Source organism: Streptomyces sp. NPDC058086 (assembly GCF_042885015.1).
In the GTDB taxonomy this organism is placed as follows: domain Bacteria; phylum Actinomycetota; class Actinomycetes; order Streptomycetales; family Streptomycetaceae; genus Streptomyces.
In genome coordinates this window covers 1-24,398 of record NZ_JBHVST010000087.1, presented here as the reverse complement: position 1 = coordinate 24,398, position 24,398 = coordinate 1, and the positions used below count along the sequence as shown (strand labels likewise).

The following is a 24,398-nucleotide window of genomic DNA, read 5'->3' as shown; positions in this document are numbered from 1 at the left end:
CCGTTCGCCTACCGCCAAGGCCCTGTTCGCACGGTGCCGTTACCGGCTCTCAGTGATGCGATGTGGGACCGGATCGTGCCGTTGATGCCGACCGGTCCGGACCACATGCGACGGTGAGTGGATCACCGCCGCATGTGGCCGGCCCCATGGCGGGGTCCTCCTCCGGTGTTGCCCGATTCGCCTGGTGAGGCGCGGAGTTGTGGCTTAGTGTCAGTCGAGCGTTTCAGCACAGGTGGTACGGGGGGCGAGGGTGGGCGGTTCAAACACTACTCAACTTGTGTTCTTGCACGGGATCGGAGGGATTCGTGATCCGGAGCGGGAACGCCGTGAGTGGCTGGAGGCCTTGGCCGCAGGCGCCCGCAAGGCGGGGCACTCCGACGCGGTCTCCGGGCTGACCCAGGGCTGGCTGGCGGAGGTCCGGTTCGCCGACTACAGCGATCTGTTCACCGACGCGGAGGCGCAGGGGGACCAGGCCCTGGCACTCGATGACCAGGAAGACGCGGTGTTCCTGGAGGAGTTCGTCGAGGCACTGATCGACGAGCTGGGCGTACAGTCCGTGGAGCGGGGCGACAAGCGGGCGTTGGCCGTGGTCAAGGACGCCCGGTCCCAGCTGCCCCGCTTCGACGGCGAGGCCCAGGGCGTGGGAGCGCCGATCCGCGTCCTCGGTAGGGTGCTGACGACCCTGCTGCAGATTCCGGGGCTGCGCGGGAGCGCGCAGTGGGCGAGTGGTCTGCCGCTGCTGTGGTACCTGGCCCAGGTCGGCCGCTACCTCGGAAGGCAAGAGGCCGACGGCGCCGGGCGCACTCTGGACCAACGGATCCGCGAGCGGGTGCTGCACGGCACGGACCCCGACCGCCCGCTGATCGTGGTGAGCCACTCGCTCGGCACCGTCGTGGCGTTCGAGGCGCTGAACGGCCACCGCGGGCCGGTTCCGCTACTGATGACCCTGGGCTCACCGCTGGCCACCGGGGCGGCCGTACTGCAACGGCTAGTGCCACAACCGCCCCGCACCCCTGGCCGGGTCGAACGGTGGCTGAACTTCTGGGACCGCGACGACATCGTGGTGGGCCGACCGCGCATCCAGAACTGGATGCTGCCCAACACCTCGGGTGTCCTGCCGGTGACCGAGCGGGTGGATTCCGACGGTCTGTGGGTGCACAGCGCCACCAAGTACCTGCGGCAGCCGGCCGTCGCCGGCCCCCTGGTCGAAGCGCTGAAGAAGTGACCGAGGAGCAACGCCGGCACGTCCTGGTCGTGGGCGCGCAGTGCACGGCGATGGGCGTCCTGTCCCGCCTGGAGGAAGCCGCCCGCAGCCTGCACTCCGTACTCACCGACCCTGCCCTTGGGGCGTGCGCCGTCCGCACCGGCGACCATCCGTCCTTGCTAGTGAGCGCCGCTCTGAAACCCGAGGACGTTCGCAACGCCGTACGCGAAGCCGTGTGCCGGGCCCGGGACGACAACGCGGTGCTGGTGGTGGCGTTGCTCGGGCACGGTTTCACCGCCCCCCAGCAGGCCGACCTGTATTACATGGTCGCCGACTCCACGACCGGCAGCATCGGGTCCGCGGTACACGTCGGCCAGTTGCTCACCGAAGCCGTCGACGAGCCAGGGGTCGAGGGCGTCGTCGCGCTGGTGGACACCTGCCACGCGGCTGGCGCCACCCCGGACGCGCGCGGCATCGCGGGCGGGGTGCGGGCGGGCCGTACCAGGCTGTCGGTCCTCACCGCAGCCGCAGCCGATCAGGCGGCCCGCGACATGCGCCTGACCTTCGCCGTCGTCGACGTGTTGCGCCAAGGAGTCACCGGCGCCGGTCCCCTGGTGTACGCGGACGCCAAACTCACCGAAGAGCTGCGCGAGCGCATCGTGGGCCAGGTCGTCGGCCGGTTCGAATACGACAACGACCCCTTCGCCGCCGACGGCCTGTGGCTCGCCCGCAACGCGCGGTCGGCGCCAGGCTCCGGAGGCGGCGTCGTGGGGCCAGCGGGACGACAGGACCTGGAGGAAGCCGTGGCCCTATGGCGAGCCGGTACCCGCCTCCCGGCACGCCTCACACGTTCCGCGCTCGAGGAGCTCCACACGTTCGCCCGGCGGAGCGAGGTGGCGGACGCTGCCGACCCGGTCTGGCACGACCGGGTCACCGAGGTGGTGGCGACACTCCTGGGATGCTGCGAGATCGTCACCCTCCTCAACACCGTGTTCGCCGAGGTGCTGACCAGCGATCTGCTGCGCGCGGCACGCCAGTTGTCCGGTCTGCCTCCTGAGGCCGAGGGCGCCGAGCTGCTGCGCGACATCGTCGAGTACGCGGCCCTACGCATGCCAAAGCTCGACGAGTCCCCGTGGAAGCTCCCCGCGCGCTTCGTGGCGGCCCTCGCCCTACTGGCCGGGGAAAACGAGGTGGACGCCCGGCTGCGGGAATGGGCGTGGAAGACGGGTGTGGTGACCGACTTCAACGACGCCCTGGCCGAGCTGGCGCGCAGGCGTGAGCAGGGGGAGCTCCGCCTGGTCGTCAGCCTGGCCGGCGCGTTGAACGACTGGCCGGACGAGGTGGACGCCTGGCTGGTCGGCGGCGGCGAGAGGCTCCCCGTCCACGAGCGCTTCCGCTGCGAGTCCGCGGACCAGCGCGGGGTGGGCCGGGCGATCGGGACGGCCCTGAAGTGGGCGCGCGGCCGGCTCCCCACACCGGAACAGCTGGTCAACGTGGACGTCGCCGCGCCTGCCCACCTGCTGGCGTCCTGGCAGCCCGAGGAGGACAAGGTCGGCCTTCGCCGGCTCGGCGTCAACCACACCGTCGTCGTGCGCTGGAGCGGCCGCATGGACCCGATGGAGGAGAGCGCTGAGATGAACGATGCCGCCCGCAAGGCGCTGCGCGACATGGCCGCCTGCACCAGCGCGCCGGTGGATTGGATCGGAGCGTCCGTCCTGAAGGACCGGCAGCGACTCGAGCAAGACCTGGAGACAGGCCGATACGACACCGCGGTCGGGCTCGACCACCACCCCGAAGCCCTGCATGACGTCCTTGAGCAACTCCTGCCGTACGCGCCGATCATCCTGTGGCCACGGCCGGACGCGCGCCCCGGTGACGAACGACTGCAGGCCCAAGTAGAACGTCACTGGCAAAGCCTGCCTGCTGGTTTCGCCGAGGCCTACCGGAAGCGGTGGTCCGCGGGACACGGAGTTTGCAAGGCCTGTCTCGGCGAGGTGCGTGCGGTCTGGCATGACGAGGCCTGGCTGGAGTTCTGCCGTCCCTTCGAGCAGCGTGTCGTGGCCAGCCCCGAGGAGGAGTTGTGACCTGGAAGCCCTACTACCGCGGTGACGGCGAGCAGCGGGACACCCCGCTGGCCGTCCCACCGCCGTGGCGCACGTTTCCGCGCACGCCGCAGCACCGCCAGTACCAGCCGCCGCCCGGTCTCGTCGACGCGGTGAACGCGGCGCTGCACCTGCGCCGCCCCCTCCTCGTCACTGGTTCCGCCGGGTCCGGCAAGTCCACTGTGATCGAGCAGGTGGCCCACGAGCTGAAGCTCGGGCAGGTCCTGCGCTGGCACATCACCTCCCGCAGCTCGCTGGCCGACGCCGTCTACCGTTACGACGCCCTGGGACGCATCCACGCGCAGAGCCTGCGCGCGGCCATGACGCACGGACCGGCGGACCGGGCCGGACGCGGACGCAGCCGCGACGACATCGCTCCCTTCCTGCAACTCGGCCCCCTCGGCACCGCGTTACTGCCGGCCGACCAGCCGCGTGCCCTGCTGGTCGACGAGATCGACAAGAGCGACCTCGACTTGCCCAGCGACCTACTGGAGGTCCTGGAGCGAGGTGAGTTCGAGATCCCCGAACTCGTGCGGTATCGCAAGCCCAGGGTCAAGGTCCGCCAGTGGGACAGTGACGAGGAGCACCTCATCGAGCGGGGGCGGGTGCAGTGCACCCAGTTCCCGTTCATCCTGCTGACCAGCAACGGTGAACGCGACTTCTCACCGGCCTTCCTACGCCGCTGCATCCGCTACCCCATGCCCGCCCTCACAGGTGCCGTCCTCACCGGCATCGTCGAGGCCCACTTCCACGAGGTGCCTAAGGGCGCACAGCAACTCGTCGAGGAGTTCGCCGAGCGAGTCGAGGCGGGCGAACACCTCGCCGTCGACCAGCTGCTGAACGCCGTGGCCCTGCTCACCGGTGACCAGGCGCCGCAGGGCAAACAGTACGAGGAGCTGCGAGAGCTGCTCCTACGCGAGCTCTCGCGTGTCTGACGCCCTCGCCCGTCTCGTCCGGGCCCTGGGCAGCGCGCCACTGCCCTCCGAAGTGGACGCGCGCACGCTCGCCGACGCCCTGTGGCTCGCCGCCTCGGGCACCTCGGACCAGGACCCGGCCCCGCCCCGGTCCACACCCGCCGAGGAGACCGTCCCCCGCCCCGAATCCACGGCGCCGTCCGAGCACAGCGAGCCCGGGCCGGCTGGGGACGGCACCTCGACCGGCGCGAGGAGCAGGGAGCTGTCCGTTCGGCGACCCGGGGCGAGTGACACGGTACGTGGTGCGCCGTTGTCGCTGGGACGCGCCAACCCGCTGCCGGATGCGCTCGTCGTCGGCCGTGCCATCCAGCCCTTCCGCCGGCCATGGCGCCAGGGCGCACGCAGCCTCCTGGACATCGACGCCACCGTCGAGCACTACGCGCGCGGCGGCCCCCTGGTACCGCTGTTCCGTCCCGCTCCCGAACCTTGGTTCGAGGCGGTCGTCATCGTGGACTCCGCACTGTCCATGACCGTGTGGCAGGAGACCATCCGGGCCATCACCCGGCTCCTGACCACCTTGGGAGGTTTCCGCGCCGTCCACACCTGGCGCCTGGAGTGGCAGGGGGACGAGCCGCGCGTACGCGACCACCACGGCTGCGAAGTCCCCCGCGAGCGCGTCCCCCACCACGGCAGCGGCACCCGGGGCAGGCGGCTGGTCCTGCTGGTCTCCGACTGCGCCGCCCGTGGCTGGCACGGCCCCGTCCCCTGGGTGTTGTTGCGCGACTGGGGTGCACAGATTCCGGTGGCCCTGCTCGATCCGTTGCCGCCGCGGCTGTGGCGCCGCTCCGCCCTGAACCTGCCCCCCGTACGCGTCACCGCGGACCGAGCCGGCGAGCCCAACCGCGCCCTCCGCTTCCGGCTACCTCCCAGACTCCGTCCCCATGTGGACGCCGAGGACCCCCTCGGGCCCTGGTCCGCGCTGCCCGTCGTGTCCTGCAACCCGAACTCCCTGAGCGCGTGGGCCAGCACGCTCATGCGCGCCGACCCACGGGGCTGCGACGCGGTGCTCATCCCCGCGACCGGCCGCCTGCCCCGGGCGCGCAACAGATCAGCACCAGCCCGACAGACCGACCCGACGCGGCTCGCCGAAGCGTTCGTCCACACCGCCCCCACCCCGGCCGTACGTCTGGCCGTCCTCTGCTCCGAGCTCCCCGAACTGCCTCTGCCGCTATTGCACATACTGCGCGACGAGGCTGTGCCCGAAGCCCGGTATTCCGATCTCGCCGAGCTGCTCACCAGCGGCCTGTTCACCGTACGCCGCGACGCCGAGGGCGATCCGCTGCTGGCGCTCAGTGCCCCCGCCCGGGCCCATCTGCGCACGCACCTCACGACCCACGACGCATGGCACATCCGGGCCGCCTTCAGCCGCCATGCCACCGCCCACCCGTACGCCCCAGGGGGCGTCGCAACCGTACTGCACGACCCGACTGCGGCACGGCAAGTCCCGGCGCAGACACAACCCTTCGCCGAGACGGCCACCGCGGTGAGGGGGGACGGAGGCGCGAAGGGGACGCGGCGGGCCGGTGCGACACCCCCGGCCACCCCCGAGGGCAGTGCCGCGGTGACGACTCTTGAGGCGGACGAGGCATCCGCTACGTACGAGGCTGTACGGGCGCAGATGCAGTCGCTTTTCGGGCCGCCCACCGCGCCCTCGGCTCTGCGCGACACCGAGCTCCTGCTGCGGCGCCTGATTGACTACACCTATCACCGGCTCCCGGCCCCGCTTGGTGGCTGGCCTTATCGGAACACGCTCTTCGATGACCTGCGCCCCATCCAGGGCAGACTCACACTCACCCATGTGATTAGCGACCTCCGCGGCCAGCTCTCCGCGGAGGGCATCGCCCTCGAAGGGCCGACGCGGGTTGAGGACGCGCTCGAACAGGACCTGCTGTGGCGTACCCCGGGCGCGCCGCTGCATGTCACGGTACGAATGGAGACCACTTTCTCGTGGCCGCGCGTGATGCAGGCTGTGCGCACTGCGTCCCCGCGCACCCCGGTCGTACTCTCTCCCGTCGAATTCCTCCTGGTCCTCGACGACTCGGACAAACCCGGAGGGCTTCAGTCTCTCGGATCCTGCGTGGCCCTTGTCGAGCGCACGGCTCCCCGGCCGGGGGCCGTCGTCGTGTTCCGTGTCCAGACCCGCCTCAGCAAAGTACGGCGGGAGAGCCGGGATGCACTCGCCAAATCTCTGCGCGAGCTGCACCACCGGGCCGGCGCCCCGACATATGCGTCGCTGGTGTGGCGGGCCGAGCAGGCGTCCCCTCCTGTCCACCTCACCACGAGCACACTGTCCGACTGGTTCAGAGGGAAGGCCGTCCCGGCCGACGAGCGCAGTTTTAACTGGCTGGTTGACTTCCTCGCCCGGCAGGCTGGTCCGGATTCCGACGGCGAGTCAACCGCGGCCGTTTTCATCGAGTTGCGGGACCGTGCTCTGCAGAAGCGCCGGGAAGAATCGGCATCATCCGTCATGACGGCACGGCTCGGGCAACCGATTGCTGTATTCGCCGACCGTGCGGCGCGGTCGAAAGCGCCGCGCTACGTCGAGCGGAGCCACGACCGATTGCTGCGGGCCATCGTAGGTGACTGCGTTGACGGAGCATCGAGGCTGGCCCTGCTCGTCGGCCCGCCTGGCTCGGGCAAGTCCCGGTCGGCCTGGGAAGCGGCGCGCCACCTTCCGGACGACTGGTCTCTGTGGGAACCCCGGTCCAGCGCCGACCTCGAGACGGCACTCGACACCCCGGCCCGGATCGGTGCGCGCACCGTGATCTGGCTGGGCGATGCGGAGCGTCACCTCCTGGACGAGACGGCCGGCGGCCGCGGCGAACGGGTCGCGGAGGCGCTGAGAGCGCGGCTGGAAGCCCCCGCCGACGGTCCGGTCCTGATGATGGGCACAGTGCGAACGGAGCCCTGGTACACACTCACCTCCGCTGCCCCGCTGAGTTCTCCCGACCGGCATCAGCAGGCACGAGCTCTGTGCCTCAGGGGTGTGGCCATCCCCGTGCCATCGCTAGTGAACGCCCAGTCCCTCTCCTATCTCACGAGTGGCGCCGACGCGATCGAGCGGTATACCTCCGCGCCGTCGTTCGTACGCGCCTTCGTGGACGCCGCGATCGACGCCCGCCGCTACGGTCACGGCCCGACGATCCCTGGCGTCCTGCTCTCCGAGGCGGCCCTCGGCTATCTGCGCCATCTCGATAAGAGCACTCCGGATCTGAGACAGCTCTCTGTCGAGAAGCTGAACAGCGCAGGCTTGATGCAAGTTGCGCGGCCGGACGGGTTAGCGTCCTCATTGGGATCCTTCCGGCTCTCCGACCACATCGACCAGTATGGGCGTGAAATCCGCCGTCACTCGGTCCCCCCGGAATCCCTGTGGGACGCACTGGCTCGGAACGCCGCGGTCCCGGACCTGGAAGCCATCGCCGGCACGGCGGATGAACAGGGCGACTCACAGCTTGCGGAGCGTTTCCGAGCACTCGCCACGGAGCGGCGGGAAGCGTCCACCGCTGTGCAGGAAAGCACCCCCGTCCAACTGCGTGAGCTGCTGAAACGCACCGACCCCGGCACAGACGAGGCCAGAGCCGTCGTCGACCAGGCACTGGCCTGGCTGAGTGCGCATGGCCGTACCGAGAGCGCTCAATACGTCCTCACCGCCCTCGTGTCCCGCGCGGACCTGACTCGCCAGCAGACGGCGCAGGTGATCCAACAGGCGCTGGACTGGCTTACGGTGCGCGGGGAGGCCGAAGATGCGCAGTACCTACTCAGCTCCCTGCTGGCGATCCCCCACCTTGCCGGGGACGAGACGGCTCGGACGCTGGCGTATACCCGGGCATGGCTCGCGGCGCGTGGGGACACCGAATCAGCGCGGCTCGTGTTGTCGGCGGCTCTGCTGCGCGAGGGTCTGTCGCAGGAGGATGCCCATGTTGTGGTGGACCAGGCGCTGCACTGGCTGGACTCCTACGGCACTAGCCTCGACAGTTCGTTCGTGCAGGGCGCTGCACTGCGCCGGGACGACCTACCATCCGACGCCCTACGCCAGTTCGTGCGGTACACCCTCGACTGGCTCAGGTCGGTCGGCGCCTCCCCCGAGGCCCAGTTCGTGCTCTATCCGCTCCTGCAACGCGTCGACCTGGCACCGGAGGAGGCGCGCGAGGCCACGGCGCTCGCTCTGAGGTGGCTGAGGGGGCACGGGCACGACACCGATCTTGACGCCCAGTTTGTCCTGAGCGCGTTACTCTCCCGCGACGACCTCACTCCGGCCGAGGCGATGAGGGCCGGTGATCGCGCACTCGAGTGGCTGCATATCCACGGTGCTGAGCCGTCCGCGCAGTACGTGCTGCGTCCCCTGCTCCTGCGCACCGACCTGGGACTCGAAGTGACGACCAGGGCGGTGGAGGCAGGGAGACGGTGGAGCAACGCCCGTACCGCCGGAAATGAATCGGATGCTGGCGTCGGCGAACTCGCGCGCACCCGCGCCGCCGTGGACTCCGGACGCAATCACCTCATCCTCGTCGTGGACATCGCGGGATTTGCCGCGAAGTCCGTGACGGACCAAATGAATGCCCGCAGTGCTCTGAACAACGTTCTGACCCAAGCGCTCTCCCAGGACGAGAGCCCACCGACTTGGGAGAGAAACGACAGGGGTGACGGGCAGATCATCGTCTTCAAGCCGGGGACGCGAACAATGGCGCTGGCCCCGGACCTGCTCGCGCGACTAGAGCGCGCACTGCACGGCCTCCACCGAGACGCATACCTCAGACTGCGCCTCGCGCTGCACTGCGGCGACGTGGCACAGCACCGGGGGGCACGGCTGGGGCAGCCGGTGGTCACGGCCGCCAGGTTGGTGGATTCGCAGCCGTTGCGGGCCGCTCTGAATGCCGCAAGCGATTCCCCGGCGGCGGTGGCGGTCTCCGACACCCTGTTTCGCGCCGTCTTCGCTGACAGGCAGGACCTGCGCAACACCTTCCGCCTGGTCTACGTCCAGAGTAAGGAGGGCGCCGAGAAGGCGTGGGTGTCGGTCGCGGGGTACACGGAACCACCCGCCATCGAAGCGTGGTCGCGTCCTCCTGGAGATCTGTGACGGTGGCGGCCGGACGTCCGACTTCGCGACGCCGGTGACCGAACCCGGATGGTCCTGTCGCGGCATCGCTCTCGCGGGGGCTTTGCACGCCTCAAAGTGGGTTCGCCGACATGGGTGCTGTCGAGGCGGTGGGCTGGTCGTGAACTCAGAAACGGTGCGGCCAAAGGAACGTGTCGGGGGTTTGCACGGCAGGAGGCCGTCGGGGGGTAATCGTGCCGACGACGGCCTCGGCCGTCCTCACTACCTCTTCGTGGGTGCCGCTGCTGAGGTGATGAGCAGGGCAGATGCAGTCACCCGTGCGGGCGTGCGTGCGAGGGGTGCCGTTGAGTTCCCGCACGTGCGCGAAGGCGTGTTCGGGAAAGTCGGCACGCACAGAGTGCCAGGTGCCGCCCTGCTCCTCTGGGAGGAGACCAGCGGCCACGTCCGGGCGCATCGGCGGGTATAGCTGGCCGTCGTGCTCGCGGAGCAGGAAGACGCGGTCGATGTAGTCGACGGTATCCCCCGTCGGCTGTTGCTCCTTCAGCCAGGCCAGGGCGTCGCTGCGGCTTCCCGGCCCCCACAGGTAGTCCGCTGGGAACTGCGTGGTTTCGAACCGGGCATCGAACGCTGACCAGTGGGCGTCCTGCAGTCGGCTTCCCGGGCGAGAGGCGCTTCGGATCAGAAGGTAGACGAATCCCTCGGCACCGGCGTCGTCGTGCAGGGAGTCGGCGTGGGCCATGTGGACGCTCCCTTCATCGTTCCAGGCCATGACGACGATGTCGCGTTCCACGGGGACGGGATACAAACGCCCGCCAGGGGTGGGGCGTCCCCACAGTTGGTTGATGAACTCTGCCAAGTCGTGCAGTGTCCGTGCCGTCTCTACCGGCGTGGTGCGCTGGTAGCCGACCGGGTGGGCGACCGCATTGCGTAGACGTGTCAACGCGTGCTCGATGCCGCGTGTGCGCTGACCACGCAGCAGACCGGCCTCACGCGCCCAGGTACGCAGCCCGGCCAGCATTCCATTGAAGTCGATCAGTGTGCTACCGACCTTCAACTGCCACCGCGGCGAGGCCCGCCCGCGCCTTCTGCCCAGTCTCTTTACCGTGGCAAGCACATCGTCGTAGGTGTAGACATCCTCGGTGGCGAGGGGCTCGCTGCCATTGGGGCCAGGGCGATGCGGTGGGCGGGGTGCCTGGTCAGCCAGCGCAGGGCCAGGCGTTGCATACGGCTCGCGGTGGGGGTGAGAACCCCGATCTGATGGGGTTGCTCGGGCGGGGTGCCGTCACCGGGAACGGTCCAGGCGAGCCAGCCCCACCGCGTGCGTTCGTACACGAGCACGGGTTCGCACTCGCCCGTGCAGGTGTGGTCGCGGACGTGGCCGGTCCGCAGGGCGCGTGAGCGTTCCGCCTCCCACCGGCTCGGGTCGAGGGTGAAGGGGCGCCGGTGCTGGCCGGCTGCGGCCGGCGGTGGTGTGCGGAGCGTGTCCGTCACGGGCTTCTTCCTTCCAGTGGGTCGGTCAGACGGAGGCGCACGTCCTGCAGCGGCCGTCGCCGTCGGGGTGGGCCCGCCGGGGAGTCGGGCCCGGGCAGGTGCGGCACAGCGGCCAGCCGAGACAGGCCGGGCAGAGGTCTTCACCGGGGGCGGTTGCGGGCACCCCGCAGCCGGCGCACTCGACGAGGGCCCGGTAGGTCAGGGCCTCGGGCACGCTGCGGGCGGCGGCCCCCATCGATGACCGCTCGGTTGTCGCCGACGCGTACGGCTCGTCCCACGGGGGCGCATCGTGGTGGTCCGCTGCGGAGTCGGGCGGCGGGTAAGCCTGGGCGGCGCGGAGCCGGGCGGCGATGATCGCGCCGACCGATGTGCGCACCGGGTGCGGCAGGGGCCGGCCGGTAATGACGTGGCGCAGCTGCTCAGCACTCCAGCCTGCATCCATCATCACGGTCGCCACGCGGCCCTGATCGGTCAGCGGCTTCCCGGTCAACAGGAGTTCCGGACGGCTCGCCCCGATCTCCAGCAGCAGCCGGATCCCCGGATGCATCTCGTCTGCCGGAGGCGGCGGCGCCGGGGACGCTGCCGCGTCCGGGGGGTCCGTCCTTCCGTTCGCGCGCGCGGCGTCGCCGCGGCCACACGGACGGAGGGGGTTGGTCTTCTGCTTGTTGGTCTTCTTAACGATGGTGTTCTTAGTGCCGGGATCAGCCAACACTGGCTCAGCCAATCCTGGATAACCCGACTCTGGTTGTGAGCTGGGGTTTTGCAGGGCGGCCAGGTCGGTGATGAAGTACAGCGCCTGCCCGAGCGTGCCGTCGGCGTTGCGGGCGCGGTCACGCAGCAGGAAGCCGTGATTCTCCAGCTCCTCCAGGCCAGTTGTCACCGCGTCTACGCGTTCGCGGCCGTGTCGGGCCAGGTTGGCGATGGTGACCTGCCAGCCGTCCCGGTGGGTGCTGATGTAGCCGAAGAGCCCCTTCGCCTTGAAGGAGATCCGGGTGTCGCGGAACAGCGCATTGGCGACCTGTGTGAACTGATCTCCCGCCATCACGCCGCGGCGGATCCCCGCGCCGAACCCGGCGTCGCTGCCAGGCTCAAGGAAGGCGGGTACCGATACCGGGTCGATCAGCGGAACGTCCGGGGCGGTAGGGCGGTCGGTGATGCTGTAGACGATCTCTCCGAGAGTGCCGTTCGGGCGGCGCACGCGATCGCGGACGAGATAGCCGCACTTCTCCAGCTCGTTCAGCCCTGCCCGCACCGCGTCTCGTCCATCGGGGCCCAAGGCAACCAGGGCGGCCATGGTCACCAGCCAGCCGTTTCGGTGCGTGCTGATGTAGCCGAAGATTCCCTTCGCCCGGTACGAGATCCGGCTGTCGCGGAACAACCCGTTGGAGATCTGTGTGAACTGATCAGCCGCCATCACGCCACGGCGGACCCCGGCCCCGAAGCCGCTCATCGCACTGCCCCTGACGCAGGCCGTGCGCGGTGGCCACGGCAGCGCACCGTGCCCACCAGGGTGAGGCGGCCGGCGGGCACAGGGGCGGGGGCGTGCGTGTGTTCCATGCGGTCAGCTCATCCGCCGACCCCGACCAGGCTGACGGCCACGAGCCCCGACCATCGGTCACGATCCGGCAACATGGCCGTCTAGCTGCCGTGGTCGGGCTCATGGTCGGGCCGACCACGCCACCCTTCGCCCCCAGTGCGCAGCGGTTGCGCACCCGACTGCGCAGCCCCGGAGGGGCGGTGCGCAATCGGGCTGCGCAACCATCCGAGGATCCTGCGCAGTCGGCTTGCGCGGTGCGGCTGTGCAGTCGGCCCCGAGGATTCCTGATCTTCTGGTGCGCAGGTCCGGTTGGAGCACTGCGCAGGCACCTCGCGGGCTCCGGATGGCTTGCGTCTGCGCATCGGTGTGCGGGTCCGCTGGCCGGGCGTCACGTGGTCGCCCAGCTGTCGCCGGCCTGGGGACCGCGGGGTGGACGCGATGTCCTGTCCTCGGCTCACGGCTTGCCCGTGGTCGGGTCTGTGGTTGGGCCGACCATGACCCCGACCACGGGCTTTGTGTCCCCATCGTGACCGTGGTCGGGGGTTCGTGGTCGGTGGTCGGGTCGGGGTCGGCGGGTTGTCTCAAGGTCAGCAAGTACACGTTCTGACCTGGGAGTTTGACCATGTCCCCTGGCAAGCAGGCCTCGGAGAGCGACGCGGCTCTCCCGATGGCCGCAGGCGCTCGGCTGGAGAAGATGAGGCGGCGCGTCCGCCTTTCACGCCTGGCGGTTCTGAGCGCGATCGCGGCCGGCCCCGTCGCCCTGGGCGTCGCGGTGATGTCCGGCCCGACCACCGTCGCGGCCGCCCCCTCGGACAAGCCGGCCGCCGTGCGCAGCGCGGCCGCCGCGGCCGACCCTGCGGGCTATGCGCAGGTGTTCGTCGACGCGTGGTTGCGCAGCAGCGCCGGCGACGCGAACAGTGCGCAGGCGCGGCTTGCGCAGTCCCTCGCGCCGGATGTCGATCTGCCGGATCCGGTCGCCAGTGCGCAGCCGAAGCCGGCGGAGGTGACCGCCGTGCGCAGTGCGCAGCGCGAGGACGGCGAGTGGGCGGTGACCGTGGCTGCGCACTACGCCGACGGACGGCTGCGCTACTTCGTCGTCCCTGTGACCGCCGACGCGAGCGGCGCCTCGTTCACGGTGACCGGCGCCCCCGGCGCGGTGGCCGGCCCGGCGCGCGCCGCGGTGGGCAAGTCGCCGTACGGCGTGAGCGTGGCGTCCGATGGTGATCTGTCCTTGGCAGTCAGCGAGTTCTTCGGCGCGTACCTGACGGGAGCCGGGGAGGTGGACCGCTACCTCGCACCCGGGGTGAAGCTGTCGCCCCTCTCCCCCGCCCCGTACACGTCGGTCGCGGTGCAGCGGGTGTCCGCCGTCGAGGAGGCTGCGGCCGCCGGGAAGGTGCCGGTCGATGGAACTTCAGTGCGTGTCCTCGTGCAGGTGGAAGCCCGGGACTCCGGCGGTCGCTGGCCGCTGGGGTACGAGCTCACGCTCAAGGCCCGCTCGGGCCGGTGGGAAGTCGCGGCGCTGGAGTCCGGGACCGCCCGGGACGGGGGTCGTAGGAGTTGACGCTCTGCTGGGCCACCTCGGCGGCCACCTGCTGGGCCTGCCCCAGCGGCCCGTCCTGGGTGAGCATTGATCCACGAGTTGCCGAGGTCGTTGAGCTGCCCGGCGAGCATCAGGCCGTGCACCGTGTTCACCGGCGGTCACCTGCCCGCCGGCGGCGTCGTTTTGCAGCGGAACCGCCGCTGTCCTCCGTACAGGTCGCTGGCCGGCCCTGGCCGAGGAAGGCACGCGTGACCGGGTTCGCGGCCAGCCGGCGCACGGCGCGAGGTGAGCGCCTACCGCGAGCAGGCCTCCCGGGTGGAGGCCGCGCTCGCCGGCGGCATCGCCGCCGCCCGCGACCTGGGCGAGCTGGACGCACGCCTGTCGCGCACCAGCGGGCGGCAAGCTCGCCAGCCGCGGCCCGTGCGACGGCTGCGCACAGGTCGACCCGGGCGAGATCGCCCTGCGCATGATCGAGGGCATCGAGCCCGGCGACCAGCCCCCCGGCAGTACGCACCCGTGGGTGGAGAACGTAGAGCGCGGTGGCCGCGGCCACCGCGGTGTACCTCGACACCAAGAGGCGCAGCAGCGAGACCCCACCCCGCGGGGACCTGTACATGGCGATCACGGCCGGTGCCGCTGTCGCGACCGTCCTGATGGGGATCGGTCTGGCGTCCCAGCCGCCGCAGGCCGTGCAGACTCCGGTCGTTGCTCCGGCGCCGCCCTGTCCGTCCCCGCCCGCCACTCGGCGCGACGTCACCCCGTACTACCTGGCACAGGCCGCCTGACGCCATGCCGGGCCGACGGCCGTCCCGTTGATCAGGCAGGACGTCGGTTTCCCGAGAAACTATCCGCGGTTCGAGTCATAGCCCCACCGAGCCCGGCCGTCCTTGCCCATGAAGCACTTGGCTGGACGTCCATCCTCGGCAATGCCGAGCGCGCCGACGGGGGAGCAGGCGTATCCAAACTGGATGCCGACCTGCCCGTCGAAGTCCCGGCCACCCGTCCCGCCGGTGTCATCTGTCACCGCTTCTTCCTCTTCCTCTGGGAAGTCGGGCGGAGTAACGGTCCCGGTCGTTGCGGTAGGGCGTGATGCGGGCTCTGATGACGGCCCGTCATCGATGTCGTCAACCGTTTTTGAGATCACGAAAGCGCCGAAAAGTCCGAGCATGACGACAACGACTATGCAGCCTCCTACAAGGGATGCGCAGCCTTCGATCCAGCCGCCTGCGCGATCGCTCGATCTGCTCATGATGTCGTTCTCCCACGCTGCCGGTCGTCTGGTGCGTGTCGCGCTCGCAGGGCGTCGGCCTAGCTGCACCTAGGTTCTGTTCCAGCTGATGGTATGGCTGATACGAGCCCTCGTACCTTGGAGGGCGGCAGCATGTTCTTGGCATGTGAGCATCAGAAACAGCTTGTCACGGCGGAAGAACTGCGTGCGAAGGGGGCACGGATGAGGCGCTGCGCCGTGTGCGGCCCAGATCCGCTTTAGGTTCAGGCCGGTTGCTCGTCCGGCCTGGACGCTGGACGGGATCGGGCTATGCGTCGGGGCGCTCGCGTAGGTCGACGAAGAACCGTAGCCGGACGCCCGGCTCGCCTGGATCTCTGGTCGTCCGGTCTGCCGGTGCCGCAGCGCATCGTTCGGTGAGCAGGTCCTGGATGGCGAAGGCTGTCGCGTCGTCGGCGGCTGCGATCTCCACCACCGCCAGGCCCGGCTCCGCCACGTGTGCGTCAAGGATTGCTCTCATGCCCGGCACGACGCGTTGGCGCTGCCGGCAGTTCTCCGTCCCAGGGAGCATCACCCGATCGTGTGCTTCCGCGCGCAGTTTGATGATTGTCAACGGGCACCGGCGCCTTGATGTGCGTTCTAGGATGCGCGAAGGCTGAGGTCCCGGCGCCAACGGGCTTGCTGGTCCACAGTTCCAGCCCGGTCCCGTAACGCTCTGGCGGGGCCGGGCTGACCACTTCTCGGCGCTGCCCAGGCTGGCCAGGTTCGCGGGGGAACAGAGGAGGGGCCCGGCTGCGCCGGACCCCTCTTCACACGGTGGGATTCAACCCGAGGCTCTCGAAGGCCTCGGACTTCCACTCTGCGATGTTCGTGTCAGCCGCGGACGATGTTCTCGGCCTGGGGACCCTTCTGGCCCTGGCCTACGTCGAACGTGACCTTCTCGCCCTCAAGGAGCTCCCGGAAGCCGTTGCCGGAGATGTTGGAGTAGTGGGCGAAGACGTCCGGTCCGCCGCCGTCCTGCTCGATGAAGCCGAAGCCCTTTTCGGCGTTGAACCACTTCACGGTGCCGCTGGCCATGCTGATGTCCTTCAAATCCTGCCGGAATTCCCGGCTCGTCTGGGTGCAGGCCCGTCCTCGACCGGACGGTGCCCGGCGTCCGTTCTACCCTGCCGGCGGCTCAAGTGCCCGGCTTTGCGTGCGGCGTTGCGTGCCGCGTGCCCAGCCTGGCACCTGACTCGATCCGTGCTCCGCGGTGCCCCGCAGGACACGGGGAGTCGGGGGTCACTTGCCCTTGGCGGCTTCCTTGAGCTTGGAGCCGGCGGAGACCTTCACGCTGTATCCGGCCGGGATCTCCAGCGGCTCGCCGGTCTGCGGGTTGCGCGCCGTGCGTGCGGCCCGATGGGTGCGCTCGAAGCTGAGGAAGCCCGGGATCGTCACCTTCTCGTCGCCCTTGGCGACGACATCGCCGACGCTTTCGGCGAGGGCGGTCAGCACGGCATCGGCGTCCTTGCGGGTCACCTGGGCGCGCTCCGCCAGCGCAGTCACCAGTTCACTCCGGTTCATTGCTTTGCTCCATATTCCTGGACGGTCCCGGTCTGCGGCGTGCAGGCGGGACGAGCCGACCATGCTGCCATCGGCCACTGACAGTGCGATCCTCGGGGCGAAGTAGCAGTATCAATGTGTGGGTTGTCACCTGGGCGCCGCACCTGTCACCAACATCAGCAGCACGAGGATCATGCGACTCGGAAAGATGTCCTGTCGCCCTGAGCCTGTCGGATTCTCACCGCTTCTCGTTCGTGCTGTCGGATTCTCACTGCGCCGCGCGGTGAGCGACGACGTTCGCCCAGTACGTGAGGTTTGATCTCATTTCTCTGGTCCGGTTCTCGCTGTACCTGTCACTCAGAGCAGGGCTCGGATGGCGTCGCGCTGCTCCGGCAGGCCGGCTTCCCTGAGCCAGCGGATTTTGTTGCCAATGTTTCCCCAGCAGTTGTCATTGGCGGTGACGGCTTGCAGAAGCTCCCGTTGTGCGGCCGACAGTGGCAGGCCGGGGCGGTAGCCGGTGGGGAAGGCTTTGACGAGCAGCGGACCCCAGTCGCGGTCGACGGTGTAGTCGCTGGCGAGCGGTATCAGGGCCATGGCCGCCGGGGCTAGGTCCTCAAAGGCGTCGACGCGGTCAAGGATGGCCTTCAGGAGGGTGAAGCGGAGCCAGCCGTCGATCTGAGGGAGGGGGTCGGGGAACCAATGGTCTGCCTCGGCCGGGTTCTGTAGGGCTTCGAGCAGGACGGCGGTGGCGCGGGGCATGTGCACGCATCCGGTGGCCAAAGCGGCGCAGGTGCGCACGGCTGGATCAGGATCGTTGAGGAGGCCGGTGGTGTCCTGGCCCCAGGAGCCCATTGCCAGAGCTGCGGAGGAGCGTTCTCGGCGGCTGCCGTCTGCTTCGAGAACGCTACGCAGACGGTGGGCGGCGCGGGGGACGAGTTCGGCGAGGTCGGGTGCCTTCAGAAGCAGGGTGACCGTTCCGAGGGCTGCCTCTCGGGTGTCCGGATGCGGATCGTCGAGGAACGGTTCGACCGCGTCGTAGAGCTCGGGTCGGATACTTCGGCATGCGCGGATCGCTTCGATCTCGTCTTCGTCCTCGCCGTCGCACTCATCCCCGTACTCGCCCTCGCTGCTGCCGGGGTCCTCGCCGTAGGAGGCCGAGTCCGCGATCTGGCCGAGCCAGTCGAGTAGTGCAGCCCGCAGGGGCCGGGTCCGGTCGTCCCAGGGGAAGAAGCTCTCGTGCTCGGCCAAAGTCTGGGGGTGGGCCAGGATCGCTGCAACGAACAGTGCGGCCGGCGGGGTGGAGCTGTACAGGGATCCTTGATGCAGTACGGACATATCGAGCATTCCCAGTGCCTCGGCCTGCACCTCGGGATCCTCGTTCAGGAGTTGGCGCAGGTACGGCGGGGTGTCCTCGGCGCTCCCATATGCATGTTGCAGGGCGTCCCATTCGGTTGCCATGAGCAGCTCTCTGGCCGTCGGAGGCAGTCCAGACCAGATGGGGGTGCCACGTTCCTCGTCTCGAGTCGTCACATGCACACCCTGCCGAACAGCACTGACAACCGGTTGCACCGGGGTGCCGGGGGATTCCGCACGTACGCCTCACCTGCTGCCGCCTTGAGTGGTTCTGTGAACCACTCCTCCGTGAAAGCCAGGTCGTTTGAGAAACCCGAGCCTCCGTCTTCTCAATCGGCCTGGCATCCCAGCAGGTCAACGGCTCGCTATCTGACAGATGCACTTCGACAGGACAAGAGACCGACTGGAAATGCGAAGCTAGTGTGATGCGCCGGAAATCGCGGGCTTAAGTATCTTGCTGGTTCTCGGTGGCTGGCGGAGTGACCTTGGTGAGGTAGTCGGCGAGGGATTTGAGGATCTCGTCGGCGGTCTTGGTCCAAGTGAAGGGCCTGGGGCTCTCGTTCCACGAGACGATCCATGCCCTGATGTCGTCTTCCAGCGCCTTCACCGAGGTGTGGACGCCGCGGCGGATGAGTTTGTCGGTCAGCAGGCCGAACCACCGGCGCCGGCTTCGGCCTAACCCTGCCGGTACCGGCCGTGGCCGGCGCCCGCTACACGTTCCAGCTCAGTCTCGACGGACGCGACGCCGACAGCGGCGTCTGGACCGGTGAGGCGGTCATCTATGCCGGATCGGACGGCACGAAGATCGACCGTATGCGGGTCACCAGCGACGCGAACGGAGCGGCGGTGCTGAACATCGAGCACCTCTATGGCGACGCCGAGGGCGCCACCAACGCGGAGATCATCACCGTCACGGGCTCCTACCCGGCTGCTTGATCCCAGCAAAAGGCCGTGGGGCTGGCGGGCACCTTCCGTCGGCCCCACGGGCACTCCAACCGAGCAACGTACTGCTGGCGCCGAATGGCTTCTGCTGTACGGCACCAGCAAGTACGGTGATCACAGGCCCGGTACCGCATCCCCCGTCGGTACCGGGCCTTCACTGCGAGCCCCGGCTTCACCGCCTCGATCAGCCTTGGGCTTGTCGGTGGGGAGGCGTTAGCGGACAGGACACCGTTTCCCGACGTCCGTCCACTCACAGTGCCGCCACCAGAGGGTGTCGCGTCAGCTCGCATATCCGTGTGCTCAGCAGCGGAATTTAACTTCGCGCCACGAGCGTTCGGGTGCCGATGGGCCGGCGCCCATCTGGAGGTGGCACCAGCGGCCAGTCAATTCCCATTTCCTCCATTGGTTCAAATACACGTAGGTCGGATTGTTGTAGCCAGGACTGGTAACCCCAGGTTCGTACCGGGCCGAGGTCACAATGTCGTCGGCAGTCTGTAGGACCTTGTAGGCCGAGATGCAGTCTCCGGCGGCACCCTTTTCGATAGCTACGCCCAAAGCCAGCTTCGCTGCCTTGATGGCCTTGCTTGCCGCGTACAGTCCCCTCGTTGTCGCGCCGCCGACGAGATTGATGACTGTGCCGACGGCGCATGCCTTGATGAGGGTCATCCCAGCATCGTTGATCCCGATGGCTGCCGAGACGGCTTGGTCCGGCTTGAGTTCGTTTTGCGTCATCGAGCCACGACGGCCCTGGCACATCGCGTTAAGCCGGTTGCGGAACTCCTGAGAAGCTTGGATGTCTCTGATCGCCCAGCGGTAGCCGCGGGTGTTGACGGCATTGATGTAGGCCTGGAGGCCGCCGGGGTCTGCGTTACGGTTGAGTAGCGCGCGGTACATCGCGGGAACGAAGGCGTTCGGCGTGCGAAGGTGGTTGTGAGCTTCCTGGCTGTCGCCGATCATCATGCCAGCGGTGAGAACGCCGAATTTACAGTCGTTCCACATTCGGTCGCGGTAGTTGTTGAAGCCACCAGGATCTGAAGGACGACCGAGGAACTCGCGGTAGTAGTTTTCGATGTCGGTTTCAGCGTTGTTCGGGCGCCCAATGTCGGCGTTGGCTACTCCAGGGGCGGCGCAGGCGATGAGTGCCGCCAGGACGACCATCATCAGTCCGCGCACACGCAGAAGCCGCCAGCCCATTAATCTGCGGTTCATGTCGGAAATGGTCCCACAAAAGAATGCGAAAAGCGTGATGTCGCACATGCGCATTATTGCAACATTTCACAGCTATTTGGTGCGACTAAATGACCAGGAGTGGCGGGAAGATGACTGCTTTTGCGTGTAGAGGTGGTGGGTCGAACGCGGGTGCCAGGACTCGCCTGCTGGTGATCATGAACGACCGCAAACTCTGCGCGCGAGTTAAGAGTCAGGGGCCGGGGTGCCGAGCGGGCAGACACATGTGACGCGTCCGGGCGATCCCCCCAACACCCGCCGCAGCTTCCGGTTTACCCCGGAGCTCGATGTTGTCCCGGAAGCCGCTGGGGACGCGGCAGCGGAAGGGCCGCGTGAGGCGCGTCACCGAATGTGGCCACCAGCGCGCAAGACCGCCTCCAGCGCCGGGTATCGGTAGAAGCTATCTCCCTCCTCGGCCATGGACTGAACGCGGGAGAGGAAGGAGACGAACTCCGCGGGCTGCGCCAAGCCCAGATGCGCCGTGTTACGGAAGAGCGCCACGGCAAGGTCGGGCATCTGGGCGGCGGTGCGGCAGTCGAGGTTGTCCGCCCACGTTGTCAACGCTGTCCGGAGATCCCCGATGCCGAGGAAGACGCCGTGCTGGACGAGAAGTTGACCGGCTTGCTCCCCGGTACGCCAGCTTCCGGCCTCCGCGATGAACCTGAGCACTACGGGGACGAAGTATGGGTGGGGACGCATTGCCACCACGTTCATCCGATGCAGCTCAGGAAGGTCGGCAAAGCGTTGTTCGAGCGCGGGAATCCGTTCCCGCGCATAGCTGCTGCTGACGACCGTCAGGCTTGCTGCAATGTCGGAGCGAAGAGGTTCCCAGGCCGCAGCGGTAATGTTCCTGGTCAGCAAACCTTGAAGCCGCTCACGGAGTGGTTCGTCCGCCATTTCCCAGAAGAAATCCTGGTCACCGAGTCGGGTGAGTGCGCGAAGCTGCATCTCGCCGTCGAGTGTCTGGAAGTTTTCGCGCTGTCCAGCTACGGCGGAACGGACAAGTTCTCTGTCGCGTTGCGCGAACGCGAACAGCACGACGGCGGACCTGTTGGCGTACTCGATGGTCGCCAAGCGACCATCGGGATCGAGTTCGCGTAGGGCGTGCTTCGCGGCGAGCTTGGCGATGTTGCTCCGGGCAGCTGTGCGTACGCGGTCGAAGAAGTTGGTCTGAATGTGGGACACCACCGGTACGAACGACGGGTCACAGGTGTAGTCAAGGAACGCGTCCAAGATTTTCCCGCCCTGGGTGGCGGGATGGGTCAACAGCGTTGTCAGGGCGACCGCGAGGTGTCCGCGGGCAACTTCGGGGAGAGGCTCGTAGACCTCGCTGAAGCTGCGTAGTGACGGGTGCACGCAGAGGTTGCGGTCTTCGCGGATGCGTTCGAGTTCTCGCTGGCCGATCGAGTCGATCAGCTCGAAGTCGGCTGCTTTGGTCAGCAAGCTGGCTTCGATGTTTTGCATCGCGCGAACGCCGTCTGGCGTGATGCCCTTCCCCTGTGCACTCGTAATCTCGGTGCGGACTGCGACTGCCCCGGCATCGCCGTTGTCGGCAAGTTGGATGAGTTTGGTGATGATGTCCGCGGTGACTGCCGTCCAGGTTGCGGCGATGCTTGCGCGGATGGCGCCGGCGTTGTAGCAGCGCCATGCTTCCTCTGCGAGCGGTCGCGTGTCCGGGTTCCAGACCTGCGCAATCAGACTTTCCACGTCCGTCACCGACTTCTCCTCGTTATCTCACCCGAGTGTCCCAGGAAGGGCCCCGGCCGAAGGTCGACACCGACGTGTACCTGAGTGTCTTTCTGCACGATGACGGGTTCGCCGGTGGTGCTCAGGACCACGCGGCTCTCCAAGGAGGATGGGAGTTCAGTTGCTCAGCATGGCAGCTGACTGCCCGTCGGGAGAGGACGTTCGTTGCCCGAGTTGGCCGACGCTATCGTCGTGACGTAGGGCGAGGACCGGAACGGTTCGAGCTGATCAAGGTCCAACTGCCTGATGGTACGTACGCGGCCGAACCCGTCGACCGGTACGTCTGGAGGGCCCCGCCAACGAGGGCCCTCCATTTCATGCGTCACATCTCGACTCCGTGTCCGCTGACTTCGACGGCCGCTGCCTCGTGCTCCGGTTCGGGGCGCTGGACTACGACGGGCTCGTCGCGGCAGGTGCGCTCGGCGTCCTCCATCTCGCGAGTGCTGTCCGTTCTCGTGGGCAGAGCCACATGCCTTACTTGCCTTACTCATCTCCAATACGTTGACCTGTAGAGACACTTGACAGCACTAGATAATCCTCGTGGAGTCTCCGAGATCCGTTGGACGTGCGCACCTACGACGATGTGCTCGCCGCGGTAAAGACGCTGGGCAGGAGGAGCCGGCGGAGACCTCGGCAGCAGCCGTCGCCGCAGTGGCAGCTGAAGGTCGGCAGCACCCTGATCGACTTCAACGGGATGCTCGCCGGGCTGCGGACCTGGGCCCGAGCAGCCGGTCTGCTGCGTGGCCAGCGCACGCGTGGCATCGAGCATGCGATGTCGCGGCTGCGCAATGCTGTCGCCCACCCGACCGGTTACCACCGCACGATGCCCGTGGAGACGGCACGGACCCTGCACGACCTGGCAGAGTTGATCAACCAGTTGTGGGGACACCCGACCCCTGGCGGGCGCTTGTACCCCGCCCCGGTGGAACGCGACATCGTCGTCATGGCCTGGAACGACGAGGGAAGCGTCCACATGGCCCAGGCCGATGCCCTGCGCGACGACACCGGTGCCGACGGATACCTCTACCTCCTGATCCGCAGCGCTTCCCGCCCCGGAAGCCGGTACGAGGACGCGTACTGGGCAGAGTTCGACGCCCGGTTCGAGACAACGCAGTTCCCCGTGGAGTACCTCTGGGGGCCCGGGAGCCGCAGCGACGCCCTGGCCTGGCTAGTGCTGTGACCGCCTAGGTCCACCGGGTTGGAGCGGGGTTTTCCTTGCGCCGAGCGGGCGCTCAGATGCTCAGGAACGCTGGTGTGAGGAACCGTCACGGGAACATGCGGGAGCCACGAGTGGTCGGAGGAGCTCTATCGTCGAGAGAGAACCAGCCTGCGTCGCTCCCGGTCGATTTCTGTGGCCGCCGACGGCGCCCTGCTCTTCGACGCCGCGGCCCACGACCCCTTCCGTGCCCGCACCCGATCCGGCTCCCTCGGCTCAAGCGCCATCCGCAACCGGATCGACGACCTCGTCACCTGGGCGAACACTGAGGCCTCCCGCCACGGACTACCCGGCCAGACGATCCCTGCGGACCCGCACGGCAGGATCGGCACCGCCCGGTTCCGCCGCACCCTGGCCTGGCACATAGCCCGCCGCCCAGGCGGACTGGTCGCCCTCGCCATCCAGTACGGGCACCTGCGTACCGCCCTGGACACCGACGAGGCCGGCCGCTACGGCACCCGCAGCCGCGGCGGCATCCACCGGCTGGTCGACATCGAAACGGCCCTGGCCACCGCCGACACGGCCGCCGACCTCACCGAGCGCTTCCACGACGGTGAGGGGATCTCCGGGCCCGCCGCCCGCCAGGCCCTCCTCCGGGCCACCACCGGCCCCCTGTTCCAAGGCGGTCTGGTCAAGCGCGACTTCCCCGTCAAGCACGAACTCGCCCGCCGGCACCTGGCCCGCGACGGCGGCGTCCTGTACGACAACCCGCACGCCCTCCTGCTGTGCCTCTACCGGCGCGACCGGGCGCTGTGCCGCAACGACGAGCAGCTCACCGCACCCGTCCTCGACCGGTGCGTGCCCGGCTGCGGAAACGTCGTGCGCACCGACCAGCAGGCCGCCGCCCTACGCCAGCGTGCCGAACAATTGGAACGCAAGGCCGGACTCTTTCCCGAGCCCATCGGCGAGCGCCTGCACGTCAACGCCACACGGCTCCGCACCTGGGCCGACGACCACGACCGCACCCGCATCACTACCGAGGAGAACCCGACGTGAGCCCCGCGCCCGACGAACGCGACCGCATCCGCGCCGCCATGGACCGTATCCTCACCAGCACCCCCGAACGCTCCAACGGCGCCCTGACCATCGTCGCCCTGGCCATCGAAGCCGATGTCCCTAGTGCTGTGACCGCAAAGGTTCACCGGCCTGGGAGTGTGCCTCCTTTGACTGAGCAGACGTTCAGGAACACTCGCGCAAGGGAGCTGTCGCAGGAAGGCAGCGCATCACACGCCGGCGGATGAGC

At 68.4% G+C, this 24,398-nt stretch carries 21 protein-coding genes; 10 read left to right on the top strand and 11 right to left on the bottom strand.

Annotated elements, in window-relative coordinates; all coding sequences use genetic code 11:
* Positions 1-277 precede the first annotated feature (277 nt).
* From ACFVWD_RS42840 to ACFVWD_RS42825, 4 genes are read left to right on the top strand one after another with little or no spacing between them, the layout of a single operon-like run.
* Positions 278-1,225: a hypothetical protein gene (locus ACFVWD_RS42840; RefSeq protein ID WP_389603342.1), complete on the top strand. Its 948-nt coding sequence runs from the start codon at positions 278-280 to the stop codon at positions 1,223-1,225.
* Positions 1,222-3,288, top strand: a complete 2,067-nt coding sequence (locus ACFVWD_RS42835) for a hypothetical protein (protein WP_389603341.1) — start codon at positions 1,222-1,224, stop codon at positions 3,286-3,288. The genes ACFVWD_RS42840 and ACFVWD_RS42835 overlap by 4 nt, the downstream gene beginning before the upstream one ends.
* A complete protein-coding gene (locus tag ACFVWD_RS42830) occupies positions 3,285-4,241 on the top strand; it encodes an AAA family ATPase (RefSeq protein ID WP_389603340.1) in 957 nt (318 codons plus the stop codon). Before ACFVWD_RS42835 ends, ACFVWD_RS42830 begins: the two co-directional genes overlap by 4 nt.
* The gene (locus ACFVWD_RS42825; protein WP_389603339.1) at positions 4,234-9,357 is read left to right on the top strand and encodes an SAV_2336 N-terminal domain-related protein; all 5,124 of its coding nucleotides are present in this window, start codon (positions 4,234-4,236) and stop codon (positions 9,355-9,357) included. The genes ACFVWD_RS42830 and ACFVWD_RS42825 overlap by 8 nt, the downstream gene beginning before the upstream one ends.
* Positions 9,358-9,502: 145 nt before the next feature.
* Here ACFVWD_RS42825 and ACFVWD_RS42820 read toward each other — a convergent pair whose 3' ends face one another.
* Genes ACFVWD_RS42820 through ACFVWD_RS42810 form a run of 3 tightly spaced genes read right to left on the bottom strand, consistent with a single transcriptional unit; the run spans position 9,503 to position 12,277 of the window.
* Complete coding sequence (locus ACFVWD_RS42820) at positions 9,503-10,390, bottom strand: hypothetical protein (protein ID WP_389603338.1); 888 nt, start codon at positions 10,388-10,390, stop codon at positions 9,503-9,505.
* Between the two features lie 44 nt (positions 10,391-10,434).
* A complete protein-coding gene (locus ACFVWD_RS42815; protein ID WP_389603337.1) occupies positions 10,435-10,827 on the bottom strand; it encodes a hypothetical protein in 393 nt (130 codons plus the stop codon).
* Between the two features lie 25 nt (positions 10,828-10,852).
* Positions 10,853-12,277 (bottom strand): hypothetical protein, encoded by a 1,425-nt coding sequence (locus ACFVWD_RS42810; protein ID WP_389603336.1) that lies wholly within the window; start codon positions 12,275-12,277, stop codon positions 10,853-10,855.
* A gap of 709 nt (positions 12,278-12,986) precedes the next feature.
* On the opposite strand from ACFVWD_RS42810, the gene ACFVWD_RS42805 reads away from it, so the two are divergent.
* Together ACFVWD_RS42805 and ACFVWD_RS42800 are read left to right on the top strand one after the other, a co-directional pair.
* Entirely contained in the window at positions 12,987-13,925 is a 939-nt protein-coding gene (locus ACFVWD_RS42805; RefSeq protein ID WP_389603335.1) for a conjugal transfer protein, read from the top strand.
* A gap of 518 nt (positions 13,926-14,443) precedes the next feature.
* Positions 14,444-14,689 (top strand): hypothetical protein, encoded by a 246-nt coding sequence (locus tag ACFVWD_RS42800; RefSeq protein ID WP_389603334.1) that lies wholly within the window; start codon positions 14,444-14,446, stop codon positions 14,687-14,689.
* A 59-nt stretch (positions 14,690-14,748) separates the two neighbouring features.
* Here the strand turns inward: ACFVWD_RS42800 and ACFVWD_RS42795 are convergent, their stop codons facing one another.
* The 6 genes from ACFVWD_RS42795 to ACFVWD_RS42770 all read right to left on the bottom strand — a co-directional run bounded on the left by ACFVWD_RS42795 (position 14,749) and on the right by ACFVWD_RS42770 (position 18,631).
* Positions 14,749-15,153 carry a hypothetical protein gene (locus tag ACFVWD_RS42795; RefSeq protein WP_389603333.1) on the bottom strand — a complete coding sequence of 135 codons (405 nt, stop codon included), beginning with the start codon at positions 15,151-15,153 and terminating at the stop codon, positions 14,749-14,751.
* A gap of 286 nt (positions 15,154-15,439) precedes the next feature.
* Positions 15,440-15,649, bottom strand: a complete 210-nt coding sequence (locus ACFVWD_RS42790) for a DUF6207 family protein (protein WP_266592094.1) — start codon at positions 15,647-15,649, stop codon at positions 15,440-15,442.
* Between the two features lie 353 nt (positions 15,650-16,002).
* Positions 16,003-16,206 (bottom strand): cold-shock protein, encoded by a 204-nt coding sequence (locus ACFVWD_RS42785; RefSeq protein ID WP_097228186.1) that lies wholly within the window; start codon positions 16,204-16,206, stop codon positions 16,003-16,005.
* A gap of 204 nt (positions 16,207-16,410) precedes the next feature.
* Positions 16,411-16,692 (bottom strand): HU family DNA-binding protein, encoded by a 282-nt coding sequence (locus ACFVWD_RS42780; RefSeq protein WP_054230207.1) that lies wholly within the window; start codon positions 16,690-16,692, stop codon positions 16,411-16,413.
* Positions 16,693-17,028: 336 nt separating this feature from the next.
* A complete protein-coding gene (locus ACFVWD_RS42775) occupies positions 17,029-18,036 on the bottom strand; it encodes a HEAT repeat domain-containing protein (protein ID WP_389603332.1) in 1,008 nt (335 codons plus the stop codon).
* Between the two features lie 433 nt (positions 18,037-18,469).
* Positions 18,470-18,631: a hypothetical protein gene (locus ACFVWD_RS42770; RefSeq protein WP_389603331.1), complete on the bottom strand. Its 162-nt coding sequence runs from the start codon at positions 18,629-18,631 to the stop codon at positions 18,470-18,472.
* A gap of 89 nt (positions 18,632-18,720) precedes the next feature.
* Between ACFVWD_RS42770 and ACFVWD_RS42765 the strand changes: the two genes are divergently transcribed.
* Positions 18,721-18,960: a hypothetical protein gene (locus ACFVWD_RS42765; RefSeq protein WP_389603330.1), complete on the top strand. Its 240-nt coding sequence runs from the start codon at positions 18,721-18,723 to the stop codon at positions 18,958-18,960.
* 306 nt (positions 18,961-19,266) lie between these two features.
* On the opposite strand, the gene ACFVWD_RS42760 is transcribed toward ACFVWD_RS42765, so the two are convergent.
* Positions 19,267-20,223, bottom strand: coding sequence for a hypothetical protein (locus ACFVWD_RS42760; RefSeq protein ID WP_389603329.1), 957 nt, complete (start codon positions 20,221-20,223; stop codon positions 19,267-19,269).
* 312 nt (positions 20,224-20,535) lie between these two features.
* Complete coding sequence (locus tag ACFVWD_RS42755) at positions 20,536-21,909, bottom strand: hypothetical protein (RefSeq protein ID WP_389603328.1); 1,374 nt, start codon at positions 21,907-21,909, stop codon at positions 20,536-20,538.
* 595 nt (positions 21,910-22,504) lie between these two features.
* On the opposite strand from ACFVWD_RS42755, the gene ACFVWD_RS42750 reads away from it, so the two are divergent.
* From ACFVWD_RS42750 to ACFVWD_RS42740, 3 genes are all read left to right on the top strand, one after another.
* Positions 22,505-23,119, top strand: a complete 615-nt coding sequence (locus ACFVWD_RS42750) for a hypothetical protein (RefSeq protein WP_389603327.1) — start codon at positions 22,505-22,507, stop codon at positions 23,117-23,119.
* 171 nt (positions 23,120-23,290) lie between these two features.
* Entirely contained in the window at positions 23,291-24,151 is an 861-nt protein-coding gene (locus tag ACFVWD_RS42745; protein ID WP_389603326.1) for a hypothetical protein, read from the top strand.
* Positions 24,148-24,396, top strand: a complete 249-nt coding sequence (locus ACFVWD_RS42740; RefSeq protein WP_389603325.1) for a hypothetical protein — start codon at positions 24,148-24,150, stop codon at positions 24,394-24,396. The genes ACFVWD_RS42745 and ACFVWD_RS42740 overlap by 4 nt, the downstream gene beginning before the upstream one ends.
* Positions 24,397-24,398 lie beyond the last annotated feature (2 nt).

Coding starts and splice junctions, on each gene's coding strand:
- ACFVWD_RS42760 (WP_389603329.1), bottom strand. CDS start 20,223: ATGTGCGACATCACGCTTTTCGCATTCTTTTGTGGGACCATTTCCGAC.
- ACFVWD_RS42795 (WP_389603333.1), bottom strand. CDS start 15,153: ATGAGCAGATCGAGCGATCGCGCAGGCGGCTGGATCGAAGGCTGCGCA.
- ACFVWD_RS42780 (WP_054230207.1), bottom strand. CDS start 16,692: ATGAACCGGAGTGAACTGGTGACTGCGCTGGCGGAGCGCGCCCAGGTG.
- ACFVWD_RS42790 (WP_266592094.1), bottom strand. CDS start 15,649: ATGAGAGCAATCCTTGACGCACACGTGGCGGAGCCGGGCCTGGCGGTG.
- ACFVWD_RS42810 (WP_389603336.1), bottom strand. CDS start 12,277: ATGAGCGGCTTCGGGGCCGGGGTCCGCCGTGGCGTGATGGCGGCTGAT.
- ACFVWD_RS42785 (WP_097228186.1), bottom strand. CDS start 16,206: ATGGCCAGCGGCACCGTGAAGTGGTTCAACGCCGAAAAGGGCTTCGGC.
- ACFVWD_RS42805 (WP_389603335.1), top strand. CDS start 12,987: ATGTCCCCTGGCAAGCAGGCCTCGGAGAGCGACGCGGCTCTCCCGATG.